Origin of the sequence: Bacteroides gallinaceum, assembly GCF_030373775.1 — a bacterium.
GTDB lineage: Bacteria > Bacteroidota > Bacteroidia > Bacteroidales > Bacteroidaceae > Phocaeicola > Phocaeicola excrementipullorum.
Genome location: NZ_JAUDEN010000002.1, coordinates 49006 through 69690 on the forward strand (window position 1 = coordinate 49006; position 20685 = coordinate 69690).

The 20685-nt window shown below is 49.8% G+C and carries 10 protein-coding genes and 2 pseudogenes; 1 reads left to right on the plus strand and 11 read right to left on the minus strand.

Translation table 11 applies throughout. The annotated features are described in order from the left end of the window. Positions 1-35 precede the first annotated feature (35 nt). The gene (locus tag QUW60_RS01510) at positions 36-551 is read right to left on the minus strand and encodes a sigma-70 family RNA polymerase sigma factor (RefSeq protein ID WP_289558198.1); all 516 of its coding nucleotides are present in this window, start codon (positions 549-551) and stop codon (positions 36-38) included. Between the two features lie 385 nt (positions 552-936). Here QUW60_RS01510 and QUW60_RS01515 point away from each other — a divergent pair, with 385 nt between their 5' ends. Continuing rightward, complete coding sequence (locus QUW60_RS01515; RefSeq protein WP_289558199.1) at positions 937-3591, plus strand: valine--tRNA ligase; 2655 nt, start codon at positions 937-939, stop codon at positions 3589-3591. Positions 3592-4471: 880 nt separating this feature from the next. Here the strand turns inward: QUW60_RS01515 and QUW60_RS01520 are convergent. The 10 genes and pseudogenes from QUW60_RS01520 to QUW60_RS01565 form a co-directional block, all read right to left on the minus strand. Next, positions 4472-5377: pseudogene (locus tag QUW60_RS01520) on the minus strand (glycoside hydrolase family 43 protein); the annotation flags it as partial. 33 nt (positions 5378-5410) lie between these two features. Beyond that, positions 5411-6520 (minus strand): annotated as a pseudogene (locus tag QUW60_RS01525) (glycoside hydrolase family 43 protein); the annotation flags it as partial. Between the two features lie 192 nt (positions 6521-6712). After that, a complete protein-coding gene (locus QUW60_RS01530) occupies positions 6713-7546 on the minus strand; it encodes a glycoside hydrolase family 16 protein (protein WP_434736830.1) in 834 nt (277 codons plus the stop codon). A 35-nt stretch (positions 7547-7581) separates the two neighbouring features. Continuing rightward, positions 7582-8007, minus strand: a complete 426-nt coding sequence (locus tag QUW60_RS01535) for a hypothetical protein (protein WP_289558200.1) — start codon at positions 8005-8007, stop codon at positions 7582-7584. Between the two features lie 147 nt (positions 8008-8154). Beyond that, complete coding sequence (locus QUW60_RS01540; RefSeq protein ID WP_289558201.1) at positions 8155-9594, minus strand: BT_3987 domain-containing protein; 1440 nt, start codon at positions 9592-9594, stop codon at positions 8155-8157. 6 nt (positions 9595-9600) lie between these two features. Continuing rightward, the gene (locus tag QUW60_RS01545; RefSeq protein WP_289558202.1) at positions 9601-10491 is read right to left on the minus strand and encodes a discoidin domain-containing protein; all 891 of its coding nucleotides are present in this window, start codon (positions 10489-10491) and stop codon (positions 9601-9603) included. 39 nt (positions 10492-10530) lie between these two features. Continuing rightward, positions 10531-12219 (minus strand): RagB/SusD family nutrient uptake outer membrane protein, encoded by a 1689-nt coding sequence (locus QUW60_RS01550; RefSeq protein WP_289558203.1) that lies wholly within the window; start codon positions 12217-12219, stop codon positions 10531-10533. 25 nt (positions 12220-12244) lie between these two features. Then, entirely contained in the window at positions 12245-15262 is a 3018-nt protein-coding gene (locus QUW60_RS01555; RefSeq protein ID WP_289558204.1) for a SusC/RagA family TonB-linked outer membrane protein, read from the minus strand. Between the two features lie 32 nt (positions 15263-15294). Further along, positions 15295-17196 carry a RagB/SusD family nutrient uptake outer membrane protein gene (locus QUW60_RS01560; RefSeq protein WP_289558205.1) on the minus strand — a complete coding sequence of 634 codons (1902 nt, stop codon included), beginning with the start codon at positions 17194-17196 and terminating at the stop codon, positions 15295-15297. An 11-nt stretch (positions 17197-17207) separates the two neighbouring features. Next, on the minus strand, positions 17208-20324 hold the full coding sequence (locus tag QUW60_RS01565; RefSeq protein WP_289558206.1) for a SusC/RagA family TonB-linked outer membrane protein: 3117 nt from the start codon (positions 20322-20324) through the stop codon (positions 17208-17210). Between the last annotated feature and the right edge of the window lie 361 nt (positions 20325-20685).

Genomic DNA, 20685 nt, shown 5'->3' on the forward strand with positions numbered 1-20685 from the left:
ACAATTAAATTTAATAACACATTATATACATCATATCATATACATTTTCTGAGAAACTCGCGCACCTGCCGCCGGCCGGCCAGCAGATGGCCCTCGACTGTACGTTTCGACAAGTTCAGGCTTTCAGCAATCTCATCCGCCGTCATTTCGCCGAAACGGGACATCCGGTAAATGGTACGGCACTTGCGGGGAAGACACTCCACTTTTCTCAGCTCCACCTGCAACAGATCGCCGGCAATCACTTCGCTTTCCGCATCCTGTACGGAAGCGGAAAGTCCTTCCATCAAATAAGCTGAGATTTCCTGATGTCTGCAATGACGGCGCAGCCAGTCGGTCGCCAAGTTTCTTGCTATGGTAAAAAGGAAATGACGCACCGTTTCTTCATTCAGCATTCTGCGATATTCCAGCAGGCGGAGGAAAGCATCGTGTGTCAGATCTCTCGAATCGTCCTCACATTCCACCTTTCTCAGGATGTACCGGTAAACGCTGTCCCGACACTCGCGATAAGTGCGGTCAACCAGCAAATAGGATGCGTCAGATGAGCTTTTCATAATATCTTTGTTCTTGTTATTGACGCAAAAGTATGCCAAACAAGCAAAAACGCCCCGTATTATAGTAACAATTGATGCAACATTTGTAACAAATGAATACATCCGCGCTCAAAAAGGGAGTATAAGCCATCAGGAAAGGTTTCCGCCGCCCACCGGAGCCCCCCAAAAACATGACGGGACAAGTTGCTCAACGTGATGGGAAAGATTGGTCAAGATGACGGCTTATTTTATAAAAATAACGGCTCATCTTTTGAAGCCTCTCTCCAAAGGAAATCCGGGAGCCGGAAAATTCCGCCCCTACTGTTCTTCCTTTCCATTTAAATTATTAATTTTGCGGCTGATTACATGAAACCCAAACGGAAAATAATCATTAGAACATATACAAATGGAATTAGCAAGCAAGTACAATCCCGCCGATGTGGAGGGAAAGTGGTACCAGTATTGGCTGGACAACAAACTTTTCAGTTCGAAACCTGACGGACGTGAACCTTACACCATTGTCATTCCGCCTCCTAACGTGACGGGAGTCCTCCATATGGGACACATGCTGAATAATACCATTCAAGACATTCTGGTACGCCGCGCCCGCATGATGGGGAAAAACGCATGCTGGGTGCCGGGAACCGACCATGCTTCGATCGCTACCGAGGCCAAGGTGGTGAACAAGCTGGCGCAGCAGGGCATCAAGAAGACTGACCTTACACGCGAGGAATTTCTGAAACACGCATGGGCGTGGACAGAAGAACACGGGGGCATCATCCTGAAACAGCTCCGCAAGCTCGGAGCTTCGTGCGACTGGGACCGCACGGCATTCACCATGGACGAAACCCGAAGCAAGAGCGTAATCAAAGTCTTCGTAGACCTGTATAACAAGGGACTGATTTACCGCGGCGTACGCATGGTGAACTGGGATCCGAAGGCACTGACCGCCCTGAGCGACGAGGAGGTTATATATAAGGAAGAGCACAGCAAGCTGTATTACCTTAAATATTATGTGGCCTCCTCAACTCCCTCCGAGGGGGCTTCCTACGCCGTAGTCGCCACCACCCGTCCCGAAACAATCATGGGAGATACGGCCATGTGCATCAATCCGAACGACCCGAAGAACCAGTGGCTGAAAGGCAAGAAAGTGATCGTTCCGCTGGTAAACCGCGTAATCCCGGTGATTGAAGACGAATACGTGGATACAGAGTTCGGAACAGGATGTCTGAAGGTGACTCCGGCCCACGATGTGAACGACTACATGCTGGGCGAAAAGCACAACCTGCAGAGCATCGACATCTTCAACGACAACGGAACCATCAGCGAAGCCGCGGGACTGTACGTAGGCATGGACCGCTTTGCCGTGCGCGAACAGATTGAAAAAGACCTCGAAGCAGCCGGACTGCTCGAAAAAGTGGAAGCCTATACAAACAAGGTGGGCTTCTCCGAACGTACCAACGTGCCCATCGAGCCGAAACTCTCCATGCAGTGGTTCCTGAGCATGAAGCATTTTGCCGACATGGCTCTGCCTCCGGTGATGAACGACGAACTGAAATTCTACCCGCCGAAATACAAGAACACTTACCGCAACTGGCTGGAGAACATCAAGGACTGGTGCATCAGCCGCCAGCTTTGGTGGGGACACCGCATCCCGGCCTGGTATTTGCCGCAAGGAGGATTCGTCGTTGCCGAAACACCGGAACAGGCTCTTGAACTGGCGAAAGCAAAGTCGGGCAATCAGAATCTGAAAGCGGAAGATCTGCGCCAGGATGAAGACTGCCTCGACACATGGTTCTCTTCATGGCTGTGGCCGATTTCGCTGTTCAACGGAATACTTGACCCGCACAACAAGGAAATAGACTACTACTATCCTACCAGCGACCTGGTGACGGGACCGGACATCATCTTCTTCTGGGTGGCGCGCATGATTATGGCGGGATACGAATACATGGGCGACATGCCGTTCAAGAACGTGTACTTCACCGGCATCGTGCGTGACAAGATCGGACGCAAGATGTCGAAATCGCTCGGAAACTCGCCCGACCCGCTGGAACTGATCGACAAGTACGGAGCCGACGGCGTGCGCATGGGAATGATGCTTGCCGCTCCTGCCGGAAACGACATTCTCTTCGATGAAGCCCTCTGCGAACAGGGACGCAACTTCAACAACAAGATATGGAACGCCTTCCGCCTCGTCAAGGGATGGCAGGTGGCTGAAACGGAACAGCCGGAATATGCACGCCTGGCAACCGACTGGTTTGAGGCGATGCTTGCCCGAACAGCAGAAGAGCTGAACGACCTGTTCGGCAAATACCGTCTGAGCGAAGCGCTGATGCTGGTTTACAAACTCTTCTGGGACGAATTCTCAAGCTGGTACCTGGAGCTGGTGAAGCCGGCTTACGGACAGCCCATCGACAGCATCACTTACGGAAAGACACTGGCCTTTTTCGAAACGCTGCTGAAGCTGCTCCACCCGTTCATGCCGTTCATCACCGAAGAGCTGTGGCAGCACATCTACGACCGCAAGCCGGGCGAAAGCATCATGTGCAGCCCTCTCAACGCATTACAGGCCGAAGCTTCAGACGCTCAGGATGCATTGCTGAAACGGTTTGAAGAGTTCAAGGAGATTGTCAGCGGAATCCGCACCATCCGCCAGCAGAAAAACCTCGCACAGAAAGAACAGCTGGAACTGCAGATCGTATCTTCAAAAGGACTTGACGGAGAAGGATGGGGCGAGGCTCTCGCCAAACTCTGCAACCTGTCTGGCATAAAGGCCGTCGAAACAAAATCAGAAGGAGCCGCAGCATTCATGGTAGGAACAACCGAATATGCCGTTCCGCTGGGCAACCTGATCAACGTGGAAGAAGAGCTGAAGAAGCTGGAAGCCGACCTGAAATACCAGGAAGGATTCTTGCAGAGCGTGCTGAAAAAGCTCGCCAACGAGAAGTTCGTGAGCAAGGCTCCCGCAAACGTCATCGAAATGGAACGCAAGAAGCAGGCTGACGCAGAAACAAAGATCGCCGCACTGAAGGAAAGCATCGCTGCATTGAAAAAATAGAAAGAAAAGCCCCTCCAAACCTCCCCCGAAAGGGAGGCTTCAGGGAAGCAGACTTAGAAACTGTTTTGAATTTATCGTGTGCTGATTTGGGATGAGTTTTTGAGGCATTTCCGTTTGTGTGATGAGGAAGATAGCGGGCTATCTGACGAAGAACAGAAGCGGAAAAGACCAAAAAATAGCCCAAAGCACACACGAAAACGAACACATCAAGCCAAGAAAAACTTTTTGGAGAAATTCAAAACAGTTTCTTAATAAGCTCCCTCTCGGGTAGAAGCGTGTGTCCAGACAAGCAACCGGACCCACGCTTCTTTTTTGACAGTCTGTCATGCAATCTGACACATTTTCACGAAAACTGACAAACAGACATTATCCCGCCCTCCCCCTTCCATACCTACAGACCGAAAAGTTGATTTACATCAATAATTTGCTGTTTCAACTCATTTTTATGCTATAAAACATATTTACGTACAAAAAAGGCATTATCTTTGCATCGTATTAAACGAACAGAAGTTCAAGAAACAGGATAACAAAAAAGAAAGGTCCTCCGCGAGGAGCGCCAGAAATACTAAACTAGGTATTAGATAGAATACACAAAGTAACTAACTAAAGCAAATGAAAGGGTAACAATTATGAAAAAGGTAAAAAGTATTTTCAAGCAGATTTCAAAAGCAGATCCTATGATCTGGGGTTACGTAATGCTGAGTGAAAACACTCGCACGAAGTAACCCGATGCCGAGGCGGAACTTTCCGATAAAGCATCGTTGAAAAAAGAATCCGGCGACCGTCAAGGTCTTGACATATAAAAGGTCCGGAAAGCAATGATTCGATAAAGAATCGGCTTTCCGGACCTTTTTTCCGTTCCGTTTAAGGAAGTCGCGGATCAAGGCTTATACTCCTTGCCCACAAGCAGTTTGTCGCCGGTGAGATCGACTTCAAACAGATGAGGCACACGGATGTAGTTTCCGTTGTCGTTGTAATGGCTATGCACAGCCATCAGCCATTTGCCTCCAAATGTCTTGAACAGCATTCCATGACCGAAATCCGGCGGAGTTATCGGATCCTTTTCCTGTACCCACGGCCCGTCGAGCGTACCGCTCTTTGAATAGGCCACTCCCTGTGTGTACACGTCACGTATCCAGCTTGTCCAGATCATTCCCAGACGTCCGGTATCGGTGCGGAACAGATAAGGCCCGTCTGTCACCCGGTTCGGTCTGACACTGCCGTCGGCGGTCGCCTCACGGCTCCAGGGCGAATCGCTTGCCCGGAACAGAAGCTTGCCTTCGCCAACCGATCCGCTCAGATCCGGCTTCAGTTCGATTTTCTCAATGGTTCCGTTGTTGTTCTGCAACCATTCGTGGCAGTAAACCATATAAGGCTTTCCGTCCTTGTCCACCCAGAATGTTCCGTCGAGCGTAGACTTTCCGGCAGGCAGATAAACCGGATCCTCCATCGGCCCGTAAGGCCCGTAAGGACGGTCGCTCACAAGCACATGGCTTGCACGGCGTTCAACCGGCGTTCCTCCAACCGTATCAATCTTTATGGCAGGATTGGTGAAAGTGGCGAAATAATAATACTTGCCTTTATACGCGTGAAGTTCGGCAGCCCAGATCATCGGATCCGCCCCCATCCACGAAGCAGTATCAATCCGAACCACATCAAACGGCCCTTCCCACAGCTTCAGTTCCTTGCTCTTCCACATTTTGCCTCCCGTACCGGTCATGTAATAGGTGGCCGTCTTGCGGTCGGGCAGAATGCACGGGTCGCTCAGCAGGATGGAATCCGTCGGAATCAGATTCTTTTCCTCCAGCTTTCCATTAGAAAAATCATCCAAGGTCCAGCTGTCAAACCACTTGATTACCGGCGTTCCGTCGCGGAAAAGAATCGGAAGCCAGATATACCGTGCATCGCTCGGATGTTCCGGACGCCAGTTGTCGGCCATAAACATGAAAGCATCTTTCTTTCCGGGAATCGGAAGCACGTATGTGCTCTGTCCGTGGAATGTGAGGTCCGCATCATCGCCCATACATGGATTAGGATGCTGCGTCCAAGGCCCCCAGATGCTCGGAGCGGAAAACATGCGCGCTTCATTAGGCGCCCATCCCGTACAGCCGGAAGTAATCATCCAATATGTCCCGTCTTTTTTAAATATTGCCGGAGCTTCATTATGCCCCGCGGGAGCGATGCGTATATATTTTCCCGTATGGCTCAAATAGTCGTCGCTCAGCTCGGCAATCTGCAGCGTCAGGTTGTCTTCCGAAGAATAAATGTGATAGCCTTTCCCGTCATCATCCACAAACAGCTGCATGTCGCGCGCCATCTGTCCTCCCTCCAGGTCACGCTTCACGAAAAGTCCCTTGGCTATGGCATCGTACCACGTGGGAGTCCACCATGCCTTATATTTCTCCACATCCAGCGTATCGAATACCGCGCGCTGCTCTTCCGTCATGTCGAAGGGAAGTTTTCCCGGATTGATACGTCCCGAACGGAGATACTTGAAAGGTCCTGTCGGGCTGTCGGCAACAGCTACAGCCGAACGGGCGGCCGCATACCCCTTCCCTTTCAGCTCCAGATGGAACCACATGACAAATTTCCCGGTCTTTTCGTTATAAATCACCTTCGGGCGTTCCATCACGCACCCTTGGGCGATATCGCTGGTTTCATCGCCGGTGACCACAGGCAGCACGGCTCCCTCATTTTTCCAGTCGGTCAGGTTCTTCGACGAATAACACATGATGCCTACCATCGCCGCGCTTGTCGTGTCCGACTTGTTTTCGCCATACCAATAAAAAGTGCCGTCATGATAAAGGATTCCTCCTCCATGCGCGTTTACATGCACGCCCTTATCATCCGGCCATATCTCTCCGGGACGAATCTCTCCCGCTTCCTTCTGTCCCGAACACGAAGAAAACGCCAGGGCAACAAGACACATTGCCCACGCCAATAAAGTTGTCTTTTTCATGGTTAAGTAGATGTTGAGAATTTGTTTATACAAGATCTGTCTGTTCTGAAACGCAGATCAACGCGGATTTTCGCAGATGATTGCACTGATTATCTGCGTTAATCTGCGAAAATCCGTGTTTCTGATAATATCATTTGATTTTGCACGCTTACTTAATAATGTCTATTGATACACCCTCACATAATCAATTTCATAACGCATCGGATAAGCCTCATCCGAAACTTCTCCGCCGTTGTCGCCGCCTACCGCCAGATTCAGCAGCACATAATGAGGCTGCATAAACGGATTCTTACCTTCGCCCAGTTTCCCGTTGAACGTATCCTTCAGCAAGATTTCATTGAGCAGCTCGTCGTCAAGATAAAGGCGGATGGCCTCCTCATCCCAGTCCATTCTCCAGATATGGAACTCTGAAGCCCAATCGGGATCCTTCTCCAGAAAATGGGCGAAAGGAACCGCCTTGCTGTTCCATTTAGCAACATAACGCCGATCCGTTCCCCATGCAGCGTTTGCCAGAATGTGCGGGACACCCTGCTTGCGGTAAAACTCCATGATGTCAATCTCACCGTTTGACGGCCATTCCATCGCATTGCCCAATGTCCAGATGGCCGGCCATGCGCCTTTTCCGACAGGAATACGGGCACGCACAACAAAACGTCCGTACATAAACTCTTTCTTCCCCGAGGTGTTGACCGAAGAAGAAGTGCATTCAATCGAGTCGCGCGACGTGCGCCAGTCCGTACTCCCCTTCCTGTACCACGGATTGGGACGCTTCTCCTTCCGTGCTTCAATCACCAGCAGCCCGTCCCTGCAATAAGCGTTGTCCGGCTGGTACCACTGCAGTTCGTGATTCCGGGCAAAGCCGTTTTCATAGTTCCACACACAAGTGTCGAGCCTGCCGTCGGCATTGAACTCGTCACTCCAAACCAGTTTGTAGTCTTTCTGCGCAAAAGATGCAACGGCACAGAAAGACAATAACAGCCCCATTAATTTTTTCATGCAAATATTCTTTTTTCTATATCTGACAAAGTAAATCATTTCTTCGTAACGGAACAAATCACCTGCGCATTTTGCGGAAGTTTTTCAACCAGTACTCCGTACTCGAAGACCGTAGCGGCCGGAGCCAAGGTTGGACGAATCTCCACATCCAGATGATACGTCCCTCCTTCCTGATAGAATGCATAGCTGCATTCCGGAACATTACGAGAACTCTCTTTTCCCAACAAAAGCGTGTAGGCAGAGAAATCGATGTCAAGAAGCCCGTTTACCGATGCATCAGACTCAGACACAAACTCCAGCAGTTCTTCCTGGGAACGGATAGTATGAAAATCGCCGACATTCAGACTGCTGTTCAAAGAACAGTTGTATTCTTCTGCTATCGGCAGAGCTATTCTGTCGTCATCGTTACACGCCGCTAATGGAAAAAGTAACAAGAATAAAAAAACTTTCCAATAACTCATATTCAAAATGCTATTTTATAGTAGAAAACCGACTGAAAACAAAAAGCCCGTCCAGATTCATCTGCCCCTTTTTCAACAACAAACAATTGAAGAAACAATGGATGTCACAGAACAAACCTGAACGGGCTTCTGCAAATCTATCCCCTATTATTGATAAACGCGGACATAATCCACATAATACTTCATCGGGAACTCTGAATCTGAAGGATCGCCGCCGTTAGAACCTACAGCAAGATTCAGCCAAACATAGGCACCGAAACCTTCGAAATCGTTTGAGAACGGATTCTGATAAGCTCCTTCCAGCCTGCCGTCACCTCCACTTCCATTCATAGTCTGACTGAGTGCAATCTCATTCATCAGCTCATCATCGATATACAGGCGCAGATACTCTTCGTCCCAGTCCATCCGCCAGATATGATACTTTTCAGCCCATTGAGGATCTTTAGCTGTAAATTCTTCCAACGGACGGTTGTAAGACTGCCACTTCCCGCTCCAACGTGTGTCAGATCCCCAGCAGAAATTGGCATGAAGACTTGGTTTTCCATCCACAAGATAATATTCCAGAAGATCGATTTCACCGTTCAACGGCCATTCCCACCAGTTACCGCAAGTCCAGATAGCCGGCCATGCACCCAAATCGGTCGGGATTTTGGCACGGACAAGCAGACGTCCGTATTTAAACTCAAACTTACCGCTTGAGTTCATGCTGGCAGAAGTATACTCAGCATACTGACGGTTTTTCTTCCAGTCACTGCTGCCGGCTTCATAGTTCGGATTTGCCACACGCTCTCTCTTGGCAATGAACACCATGTTGCCGTTTCCGTCCATTTCAGCGTTGCCTTCCTTCTTGTACCACTGCAGTTCCTGATTCCGCTGGAAACCTTCCTCCAGTCCCCATTTAGCCGGGTCAGGAGCACCCGTACCATTGAACTCGTCATTCCATACCAGCGACATGCCGTCGATTTCCTGCTTCGGGTCTGTCATGTCGGGCTGTGTCGGGTCGAGCTGCGGAAGCTGGAACATCAGCATCAACGTATTGACCACATCATTGATTACCAGAGAAGAAGAGTTGACAATCTGGAGCGGAAGTACAAAGATGGCATTTTCATTCTCCGCCCTGATCGGATCTCTCAACAAAGCGCCACGATGAATTGTGATTGCCACGGAATCTGAAACCGTAGCACCGGCTTTCATCGTAATCTGGTTTGCAGACAAATCATAATACGACTCATCCATCAGAAGGGCATCTTTATATACCTGATAAGCAGTATTTTCCGTAGCAGACAGTTCGATTGCCTTTTGCAAAGAATCGGCCGCTACAACAATATCAACCGTACAGTCAGCCGGAGCCGGCTGATTCTGATAAAGCGAAGCAGAGATATAAATTACGGTATCACTGGTCTGCTCTTCTTCAAGCACAATTTTCTTATTGCAGGAAGAGCCATCCCAGGCATCCCTCGCCTCTTTTATGGCCAGCCACTGATAATCTGTATTGTATCTGTTATCCTCATCGCTGCACCCGGTAGCAATGCACGCCCCGGCTACAAAGGGAAACATCCATTTAGCTATAGTAGTCATTTTTTTCATATGCTTTTAATCTAATTCAACGGTTTCAGGATCATAAACTTCTAATTCAACATCGTAGAACTTGAATTCAGCCATGTGGAAATAACCCGCATTATTCGTAACGGCAGTTACATAATAGCGAAGATGTGTGAACGGTTTTCCAGCATCCACATAATCGCTAACTATATGTGAGCCCCATGTCGATGCGAACCCGCTTAATGTAGTCACCGTTTCCCATTCACTACCATCATTGCTGATTTGCAGTTCAACGACTGTAGGAAATCCTTCTCCACTACCTCCAGAAGCACGATTCCACCACTCAACGGCAAACACCTGATGCTCTTCATTAAAGTTTACCTGAATATAGTGAGGAAGCGGATCCGGATTATGCCAGTTTCCATGAAAAAAATCGTTCGTATTTCCATTCACTAAGTTTTCAATCGGTCCCTCTGTCAGTTCCGGTGCATCTGTATACAATTGGCTGGCGTCCAGCTTCACTTCCGTACGAGCTTTTTCTGTAATCACTATCGGAGCTTTACCCGACACAGCCTTGAACGAAGTCACTTCGCTTCCCTCATTGTTCGCGTTGAATGTCTGGAAGAAGAATTCATATTCACCGAAACGGGCACGTGTGTCGTCAATCAGCATACTGTCCGTTTCCAATGAAGAAATCTTGTAAACCGTTTCATCAAGCAAAGGGTCTGTGTACCATATTTTCAGATACGCATACGCGTCTTCAGACGGTTTCGTCCACTTCAGCTTTATCTGTCCCGGCAAAGCCTCCGAAGTAATGGCCGAAGTCTCGATGGGCGCAGGAGTACCCGTGTACCCCTGCACTTCAAATGTTTCCAGCTTATCGTCACAGCCTGTTCCGAAACAAGCCAATGCAAAAGCCGCAATCATATATTTCAGTTTCATATTACAATACGTTTAAATAATGTTTAAACCAAATTCAAATCACCATCCCGGATTCTGGGTCAGATTCGGGTTTTTGCGGATTTCGCTGTCCGGAATCGGGAACAGATACATCTTGTCGTCCCAGTAGCGCGATTTCGGCACACGGTTATATGTATATCTGTCGCCATTCTTCGTAATCTGCATTTCAATGATGCTTCTCTGCGATGCTCCATCCTTCCAGCGGCGTACATCCCAGAAACGGTGTCCCTCGAATGCCAGTTCAACCATACGCTCGCGACGGTACTTTTCGGTAAACTCGTCGTTGCTCAAGCCTGTCGGGAAGCCCGGCATATTTACATCCGAACGGCTGCGCACTACATTGACAGCATCTACCGCCGACATGGTAAATGTCCCATCTGTCGCATCGGCAGAACCCAGGTAATTAAACACAGCTTCCGCATAGTTCAAGTAGAACTCGCCCAAACGGTATGTCACCCAGTTGTGGCGTGTAGAACCGCTTCCCGTGGATGTACTGATGTCAATGGTTTTGTCCAGATACTTCTTCAGATAATATCCCGTGGGAGTAGCTCCAGCCAGAGGAAGCCCGTTGCGTCCGCCCTGATAAGTTTCCAGCGGATTCGGATTCGTATCCGGCCATTTATCACCGTTCACGGCAATTGTCATTGCCAGACGGGGATCACGGCCCGCATACGGGTCTGTCTGGTCATAGCCGCTTCCCGGCTCATCCCACGCAAGTCCCGTAGCCTGCATCTCGTATGCGTCAATCAGCGTCTGCGTCGGACAGTTTCCGGAATTTCCGTTCTCCATACCCACAGGGAAATTGGTTGTTTCCGGCCAGTTCATATCCCCCACGCGGCGAACAAAAATCATCTCGCCAGCCTGCCAATTGTTGGTTCCCCAGATTTCTGAATACTTGCCCAAAGAGATTCCGTTGGCTGTGCAGAAATCGATGACATCCTTGTTGGCCTGAGCCGCCTGCCTCCACAAGCCCGAATTGTTTTCCTTGTTAAAGAGCGGGCTTGCCCAATAAAGCAGCGTGCGCGCTTTCAGAGCCATAACAGCCTGCTTGGTTACACGGCCTCCGTCGGTGCTCGAACCGTTGGCAGCATCTCCCACCAGATCCGAATATCTCACAGGAAGCTGGTCTGCCTCAAGTATCGCATCGCATTCTTTCACAATGAAATCAAACACTTCGGCCACCGGAGTGCGGGTCACCTGATTCGCCTCGTCTTCCGTAAGCACTTTGGTAATCAAAGGCACATCGCCGTAGGCACGCGCCAGATTGAAATAGAAATAGGCGCGCAGGAAACGCACTTCATACGGATAGCGGTTGAAGCGTTTCATCTCTGCCTCGTAATCCTTGTCATACTTCAGTTCCGAGAAGTCCGCGTTCACATATTCCGTCAAAAAGAAGTTTGCCCTGCGGATGCCTGCAAAGTCCCAGCGGCTGTAAGGGTTCGACGGACTCCAGCGTCCGTCGGTATATCCGAACACGGACGACCAGCTCCACGCATATTCCGACTCATCGCAGGCGGAACAGAGAGAACCGTCGGTGGGAATATCCGAATCCAGAAAGCTGTAGATGTCGGTCACAACACCTGCCGTACGGTCGAAGTCGGTAAACACATAGTTCTTGTCGTATGTCGTATATTCGTGATAGTCCAAGTCGGCACACGAAACCATCAGCGACATACAAGCCAACCCGAATAATATTCTTTTCTGTTTCATAGTCTTTTCTTTTACCTTTTAATAATCAGAATCCTACAGACAGACCCACATTGATGGAGCGCGTGGTAGGTATTCCGTTGCCCAATGACGCGGGATCGATTTCATTGATATGGTCCCAGCAGAACAGGTCGACACCTCTCACATACACCTTCGCCGTGTTCAGATGCCATTTGCTGATGAGCGAATACGGAAGCTTGTAATAGATTTCCATATTGCGCAATTTCAGGAACGAACCGTTTTCAAGCCATACAGAACTGCTCTGCGTGTTGTTCTGCACAGTCTGTGTAGTCAGACGCGGGTAGCGTGCTGTCGGATTCTCCGGAGTCCAGCGGTTGGCATAGTAATAGTTCGAAATGGCGTTTCCGTCAGTCAGCGGACGGTAAAGGCCGCTCAACGTTGTCCACGAAGTATAGTGTCCCAGTCCCTGGAAGAACGCATTGACACCGATGCCCTTCCATTCCAGTCCGACATTGAAGCCGTAATAGATTTCGGGCACGCTCGAATTGTAGCCCAAAGCCACCTGGTCGAACTCGTCAATGAAACCGTCGTTGTTCTGGTCCTTGTATTTGATGTCACCGGGCTTCACTTCACCGAAACGCTGTTCGGGACTGTTGTCGATATCAGCCTGGTCAACGAAATAACCGATAGCCTGATAGCCGAAGATCTGTCCCACCGGCTTACCTGTGCTGTACAGGTAATCGTATGCCTTGGTTTCTTCCAGCTGCTCTTTGATGATGTTCTTCGTGAAGCTGAACGTACCGCCGAGATTCAGTCGGAAGTCGCCGAACTTCTTCATATAGTCAAGGCCGATTTCAACGCCTTTCGTATCCACGATTCCGGCATTCTCGTAAGCGGGAGTAGCTCCCAGCACCGACGAATATTTGCCGCCCGTAGTAACCCAGATGTCCTGCCGTCTTTCATAGAACCCGTCCACCATCAGCGTCAGACCGCCGAACAGCGTGGCGTCCACACCGATATTATACTTATATCCCTTTTCAGTGGTTCCGCCCAACGAAGGAAGCTGCCCTTCCGTATAAGGGCTTCCGCTGTTGCTGAAGTTATCCTGAATGGGATAGCCGCTGCCGCCCACCATCTGTGTATACCAGTAGCCGTTGTACGGAATGTTGTCCGTATTGATGATGCCGAACGAACCGCGCAGTTTCAGGAAGTTGATCCACGAAACGTCTTTCATGAAACTTTCATTCGTGATGTTCCATGCCAGACCTACGGTAGGCGACACATGCCACTGATTGCCGGTTTCAAGCAGGTTGGAAGCCGAAGCTACCAAAGCGAAATCAAGGAAATAGCGGTTCTTGAATCCGTAATGGGTATACCACGACCAGTTGCAGTGATACAGTGTAGAATTGATGTTTACGTTGTTGTCATACTTATAGGTATACATCAATGTCGTATATACCTTGTGGTCGCCGAACTGACGCTGCCAGTCCACATTCGCCATGAAGTTGAACGAACGGTACTGCCAGTCCAGCTTGCTTCCGCCTGCCATTTCCGTATCTTCACCGCCCGTAAACTCATTGAACGAACTCGGTTTGCCGTCAGTCCATCCCGTCACCGACGTGCTTCCATAACGGTATGACATCGTATGGTCTTCCCAATAAGAAGCCACCTTGTCATAGCCCATGCGGAAAGACGCGCCCAGCCCTTCGGTAATGGCCGACAAATCCTGACGCAAGGTCATGTCTGCCCACAAGCCGAGTGTATGGCCTTTCGAATAGCCCCGTCCCTGCACCAGCGCTACCGGGTTGGAAGTACCGCTCCAGGTGGCGTTACCTCCCCACAGTCCGTCTTCCGTGCGGATAGGGAAAGCGGCGGAAGGAGTGGTATACAGTTTGCCTATCAAGTCGTCGCTGCCCAATCCCGGACGGCTGAACTCGTTCAAGGTTCCCATGATGTTCACCTGCAGTTTGGTAGTCGAAGTAACGTCAATGTCCAGGTTGCTTCTCAAGTTGGCTTTCGAATACTTTTCCTGTGTAGAAAATCCTTCAGGAGAATTGGTGTTGGCATAGAAACCGCGTCCGTTCTGCAGGTTAAGCATCGTGAAGTAGCGCAGCTTGGAAGAACCGCCGCGGAAAGTCAGCGTAGCGATATCCGACTTGCCCCTGTCACGGTAAACCTCGTCCCACCAGTTGACATTCGGATAGTAGTAAGGATATTGTCCGCTCTTGAAGGCATCCAGTTCGTTCTGCGTATAGCGTGCAGAAAGCCCGTCGTTTGCCCGTGCCTCGTTCATGGCCATCGCATAGGTATAGGCATCGGCCATTTCCGGGATACGGTTCTGATAGGTGAATCCATGATCATAAGAGAAAGTGATGTCGCGGGATTTGTATTTGCCTCGCTTGGTCACAATGTTGAGCACACCGTTGATACCCTTGTAGCCATAGAGGGCGATGGCAGCGGCATCACGCAGCACCGTAACCGATTCAACTTCTTCGGGCGACAGGTAGCGCAGCACATTGTAGGCGTTGTCACGCTCCAGTCCGTCAACCACTACAAGGATTCCGTTGTTTCCGTTCAGCGACTTCTGTCCGCGGATGAACATCGAGGGAATCTGCTCCCACATCACTCCGGTAGTCTGCATGTTCGTCAGACCTGCCACATTGCCGTACATCGAATTGCCCAATGTATAGGAAGAGCGGTTGTCAATCTTGTCGCTGTAAACCACCGAAGCAGAACCGGTGGACTCACCGTATGTCTGGTTCAGTCCGAAGCCGTAGTTCACCTTCTCCGAAGCCAGATCCATGACAATCGTCATGCTCTTTCCGACCTCCACATCCACGGTCTTCACCGCATCGTACGGAGTAAGAATCTGAAGTTTCGCATCCTTTATTGCAGGAATGACGAACTTGCCGGTAGCATCTGTAGAAACCATCGATTCAGGCTCTCCGACTACAGTCACGGCAGCTCCCGACACAGGATTTCCCGACCGGTCGAACACCACCCCGGTCACGTCAACCTTTTCCTGAGCCATCGCGTGCATACCCATACACGCAAGCATAGTCAAAGTCAATATTTTTTTCTTCATCGTTTTCTGTTTTAAAATTTAAAGAATAAGCATTACCAGCCCGGATTCTGAACCAGACCATAACCCTTGTTCACTTCGCTTACCGGGAAAGCGGCAAGATACCATTTCGGATCGAATCCGTTCCACCAAGAACGTCCTGAGTTGGAGAGCTGGAAAGATGTGTAAGTAAACTGGGTAGGCTTCGGACCTCTTGAAGCTTCCGGCTTGTCCGACCATGAGCCTGTTCCGCCATCGGCACGCTGTATCAGCAGACCGTGCAGCGGACGCTGGAACAAATCGGCACGCTTGTAGCGGATCATATCAAAGAAACGCACGTCTTCCAGTCCGAGTTCGCAGGCACGCTCGTTCAGAATAGCTTCGAGCACCTTGTCAGAAGAACTTACGTCTACACCGCTCTCTCTCAATCCTTTCAGGCCGACACGGTCGCGGATTATATTCACCTGAGCGATGGCATCGTCTGTCCTGTCGGCTTTCAGCAACGCTTCGGCATAAATCAGATACATTTCAGCCAGACGCAGGTAAGGCCATTGCGGATAAGTGTTGGCAAGACTGTTCGCTCCTTCCAGATAGAACTTGTAAAGCCCGAATCCCGTAGCGTACATGCCTGTTTCGGTATGTGTGCTGTTGGCATTCTCGCGTCCGCCATCCCAAAGCTCTACCTGACGGCCGCTGTACGTAGCGCCGTTCACCAGAATGGTTTCATACAGACGCGGGTCGCGCGTGGGCTGGTTGTTGTCGTTATCCTTGAAGAACATTGTGTTTTCATTCACCGCCTTGTAGAAATCGAACGGAGTACCGTCACTCATCGGGAACATTTCCATATACTCCAGCGTCGGCGTATTACATCCGTTGATGACAGGTCCGTTGCCGTCAACCCAATAATATTTCCAGGCATCCCAGCTATTGAACTTGCCGATGTAGCGTGTGGTGATCAGCAGCTCCATATTGTCCTGTGAAGTCAGGTATGCATGGCGGAAAGCTTCACGGTAGCTCTGGCAGTCAGTCTTTGCAGACTTCATCAGTTCGTAATGTCCTTTCGAAGCCAATGTATTGAAAAAGTTTTCGCAGGCGGTAAGGCATTCCGACCACAGTTCCGGCTTGTAGCCGCCATACCAAACCATGTGATTGGTGACAGCTTCCTGCGGTTCTGCCGTACAATACGGCTGCGAATCATTGAACAGCGGACTTGCCGCAAAGAGCAGGATCTTGCATTTCAAGCCCATTGCACTCGCCTGAGTCATACGCCCCTGCCAGTTTGATTCGCCGTCGGCGGTCAAATCCCACGGAAGCACCCCAGCCGCCTCATCGCAGAGCCGGGTCATGAACTTCACGGTTTCGTCCACCGTGCCGCGCGGCACCTGATAATCGTTTTCGGCTTCAAACGAACCTTCCACAATAGGCAGTCCGCCAAAATGACGGAACATGTCGAAATAGCGTGCGGCTATAATCACTTTGGCTTCCGCTTTCAGCCGTTCCTTCTCGTCAGCCTCCATATCGGGCACACGGTCTACATTCTCAATGAATATCCACGCTGAACGGATTGCCTGCCAGGTTTCCTCTTTCGTAAATCCGAAACGGGTTTCCGACGTATTGTCTTCCGTTACAGCCGTATAGGTTCCGGAATAGTAGTGACGGTTCAGCCCGTCCCATGAGTTATGGCTGTGGAAACAGTCGGACAAGGCTTCAAACATGCCCTGGTTCATCTTTCCGTCCACATCGTTCCAGTATGTCGGTATTCCGTAATACAGTTTCGAATAAGTGTCCCACAGGAAGCGGCGGGCATATTCCGCCTTGCCGAAGATAGAATCCTGCGTAACGGCCACACTCGGCGCCTTTTCCAAAAAGCTGTCGCCGAACTTGATTTCATCCACACACGACGTAGCCACTACGGAGCCGAGGGATGCCATCATCAACCATTTTCCTATATGTTTCATAGATTAAGATTTTAGAATCCAACTTTTAAACCAATATTAATCACGCGAGTCAGCGGATAGTTCGGACGGTCGCTCTGGCGCGATTCCGGGTCACCCCACATGAAACTGCTGATTGTAAACAGATTGTATGCGCTTGCATAAAGGCGGAACTGGTTCATTCCGATTTTCTTCATGAAAGGCATGTCGAAATTGTAGCCCACTTCAAGGCTCTTCAGACGGAGGTAGCTGGCATTGCACAGATACAGGTCGCACTGACGGTAGTTATTTGCCTGAGCAGTTGCAGATATACGCGGGAATTTCGCCGTATAAGTATCTTCAGAAGAACGCCAGGTGTTCTCGTACTGATAGAGCAGAAGTCCCTTGTTCTGCGTATCGCCCAAAGGCTGTCTGAATTCCGAAAGCAGACGGTCTACGTTCCATGCGCCGGTAAACTGCGCGGTCACGTCCCATCCCTTCCAGCTGAAGCCGATATTCAGACCGGCGGTATATTCCGGCGTATCGGTAAAGCTGAGGTCGCGGCTGGCATCGTCACCGTCGATCACACCGTCTTTGTTCAGGTCGACAAACACGGCATCACCCGGTTTCAGCGTCAGGCCATGGTCGGCGATAGGAATACCGAATTCAGACCGGTATCTCGCATCAGCCGTTTCGTCATAGAAGCCCCAGAACTTATAGATGGAACGCGAGCCGATGGTACGCCCGGTTTCATACATCCATTCCTCGTTCTGCTTCACCTCGTTCATGTAAACGATTTTGTTGCGCGCGAACGAGAGATTGAAGTTCGCCCAGTAACGGAACTCGTCACCTATCTTGTCGTTCCATTTCAACTGGATTTCATAACCGTGGTTTTCTGTCTTTCCGACGTTCATGATAGGCAGGGTCATACCCAAAATGCCCGGCATGTAAGTCGGCTGGCTGAGAATATCGCGACGTTTTTCCTTAAAATAATCAAAACTAATACCTAATTTTTCATTGAAAACAAACAAGTCTACACCATAATTCTGCTTCACAGCTTTTTCCCACGTCACGTCCGGATTCGATTTTGTCGATTCATACGCGCCCGGCTGGTTGCTTCCCGCCATACCGAAATTATATCCGTCGCCGCCCAGCACGTATGCGTCCGGCAGATAGAGGAAACGGTTGTTTCCGTTGTTGTCATTACCTACCATACCGACTGATGCACGCAGCTTCACGTAGTTCACATATTTCTTGATCGGCTTGAAAAAATTCTCTTCACTGAGCACCCATCCGATAGAACCTGCAGGGAAGAATCCGTAACGCTTGCCCGGGGCGAAGTTTTCGGAACCGTTGTAGCCGGCATTGAACTCTGCCATGTAGCGGGTCTTGTAGTCGTATGTGACACGGCCCACAAAACCTACATACGCCGAAGGAATATCATCGTAAGTTCCGCCCGGATAGTAACGCTTCGACTGGTTGTAGAGCAGCAAAGCTCCTACGCTATGATCGCCGAACTGACGATTGTAGTTCAATGAAGCTTCCATATACCAGTCGCGGGCTTTTCCGGTGCTGTTCATGCCATATGAAAGCTGAGAATCGGTACCTTCCTTACGGTAACCGATCGAACCGTCTTCATTGAGCACTGGATAATAGGACGCCTTTGAAGAGCTTGACTTCTTCTCTGTCCAGTAGCTCGAGTTATACGAACCTTTAATCTTAAGCGAAAGCCCCTTGGTGATGAAGTCGAGTTTCTGGTCCAGCATCAGGTCGACATTCAGCACGTTCGTTGTCAGCATTCGCGCACCCTTGCCGTAGTAAACGTTCAGACCGTCCGCACCGGTGAAAGGCAGATAGTCCGGATTGGAAAGGACATGCTTTCCGTCCACGATGCCGGCTCCGGCAAACGGAACGGCCCAATACAGCTGGCGGAACAATTCGTCCTGGCTTCCCACCGATTCCGGCGTACGCTTCGACTCGATACGTCCGCCGATGTTGACTGAAACCAGCGTGGACTTCGAAACGTCAAAGTCGAGGTTCGCACGGTAGTTGTAACGCTTGTAGTTGAAGTTGAAGTCATCCGTTGCGGCAAGCTGCTTGAACATACCGTCCTGGGTAAACATACCGGCAGAAACGAAGTAACGCATACGGTCGGTACCTCCGGAGATGTTCACGTTGTGCTGCGACTGGAAAGACGCCTTGTTCATACAGTAGTCTATCCAGTTGATGTCCGGATACATGATGGGGTCGGTATGGTCGCGGAACTTGATAAGCTGCTCTTCCGTGAAAGTAGGCACACCGCCGTCGTTCACCATCATGTCATTGTAATAGGAAGCATACTGGTAAGAGTTCGCGAAATCCAACTGGCGGGTCCGCAAGTTGACTCCGGCAGAAGTGGAGAACGAAATCTTCGCCTTTCCTTCCTTACCGCGTTTGGTGGTGATAAGGATAACACCGTTCGCACCGCGCACACCAAACACGGCGGTAGCCGAAGCATCCTTCAGCACGGTGATGCTCTCCACTTCGTTCGGGTCGATCTGCGAGAACTCACGTTCCACACCGTCCACCTGAATCAACGGAGCCGCATTGTTCCATGTAGCGATACCGCGCACATACAAGTCCGCATCATCGGCACCCGGCTCACCGGAATACTGCACCGAAGAAATACCCGTTACCTGACCTGAAAGCACATTCGAAAGTGAACCGGCAGGAGTCTTCAGCAAATCGTCACCCTTCATGGAAGAAATGGCACCCGTAATCGTCACCTTTTTCTGCGCGCCGTAAGCCACAACCTCTACTTCGCCCAGCATCTGGGAATCGTCTTCAAGCACCACATGCAGTTCCTTTCCCGGACTGTATTGGGTGATGACCTGGTCCTTATAACCGATAAAAGAGATTTTGATTTTCCCGCCCTTGGGAACCTGCAGGGAGAACCTGCCGTCGAAATCTGTAATAACTCCGATTGTGGTACCTTCCACAACCACACTTGCACCGATAATGCCCTCTCCATTCGTATCAACAACTATACCTTTAATAGTCTGCTGCTGCTGGACAGCCTGAACCTCCGCAACAGAGCCGGCCGCCGAAACCGCAAAAGGAGAAAGAGCCATGAAACCCGTGCATGCCATCCACGCCACCCATTTAGGGTTTTGTCTTAATGAATCTGATTTCATTGTTTTTCTCAGTTTTAAATTAAGGATAATAATTCTCTCACATGGCCGAACATTCATTTGCAAACGGCAACAAATATTCATACCAACGCTTGCAAATATATTAAACTAACATCGCATAATTTAATAAAAATCATGCAAGAAACATATAAAAATTGTTCATAACATGCTTTCAGATATGCCTGGAGGCGAATTTAGCTTTCAATAATTCGTCAATGATAAAAAAACATTTCAAATCTTATCATAAGGAATATTAACAGAGGTTCCGGCTGTTCCGCTCTTCCAGCCTACTCAGACTCTCAAACGGAAGTCTGAAAAAAGGAAAGCAAAGCACGGATATTCTTGCAAACAGGCCAATGACAAC

Excerpts from the sequence above, each read along its gene's own strand:
- QUW60_RS01510 (WP_289558198.1), bottom strand. The coding sequence starts at position 551 with ATGAAAAGCTCATCTGACGCATCCTATTTGCTGGTTGACCGCACTTAT.
- QUW60_RS01535 (WP_289558200.1), bottom strand. The coding sequence starts at position 8,007 with ATGAGTTATTGGAAAGTTTTTTTATTCTTGTTACTTTTTCCATTAGCG.
- QUW60_RS01560 (WP_289558205.1), bottom strand. The coding sequence starts at position 17,196 with ATGAAACATATAGGAAAATGGTTGATGATGGCATCCCTCGGCTCCGTA.
- QUW60_RS01515 (WP_289558199.1), top strand. The coding sequence starts at position 937 with ATGGAATTAGCAAGCAAGTACAATCCCGCCGATGTGGAGGGAAAGTGG.
- QUW60_RS01565 (WP_289558206.1), bottom strand. The coding sequence starts at position 20,324 with ATGAAATCAGATTCATTAAGACAAAACCCTAAATGGGTGGCGTGGATG.
- QUW60_RS01545 (WP_289558202.1), bottom strand. The coding sequence starts at position 10,491 with ATGAAACTGAAATATATGATTGCGGCTTTTGCATTGGCTTGTTTCGGA.
- QUW60_RS01555 (WP_289558204.1), bottom strand. The coding sequence starts at position 15,262 with ATGAAGAAAAAAATATTGACTTTGACTATGCTTGCGTGTATGGGTATG.
- QUW60_RS01540 (WP_289558201.1), bottom strand. The coding sequence starts at position 9,594 with ATGAAAAAAATGACTACTATAGCTAAATGGATGTTTCCCTTTGTAGCC.
- QUW60_RS01530 (WP_434736830.1), bottom strand. The coding sequence starts at position 7,546 with ATGAAAAAATTAATGGGGCTGTTATTGTCTTTCTGTGCCGTTGCATCT.
- QUW60_RS01550 (WP_289558203.1), bottom strand. The coding sequence starts at position 12,219 with ATGAAACAGAAAAGAATATTATTCGGGTTGGCTTGTATGTCGCTGATG.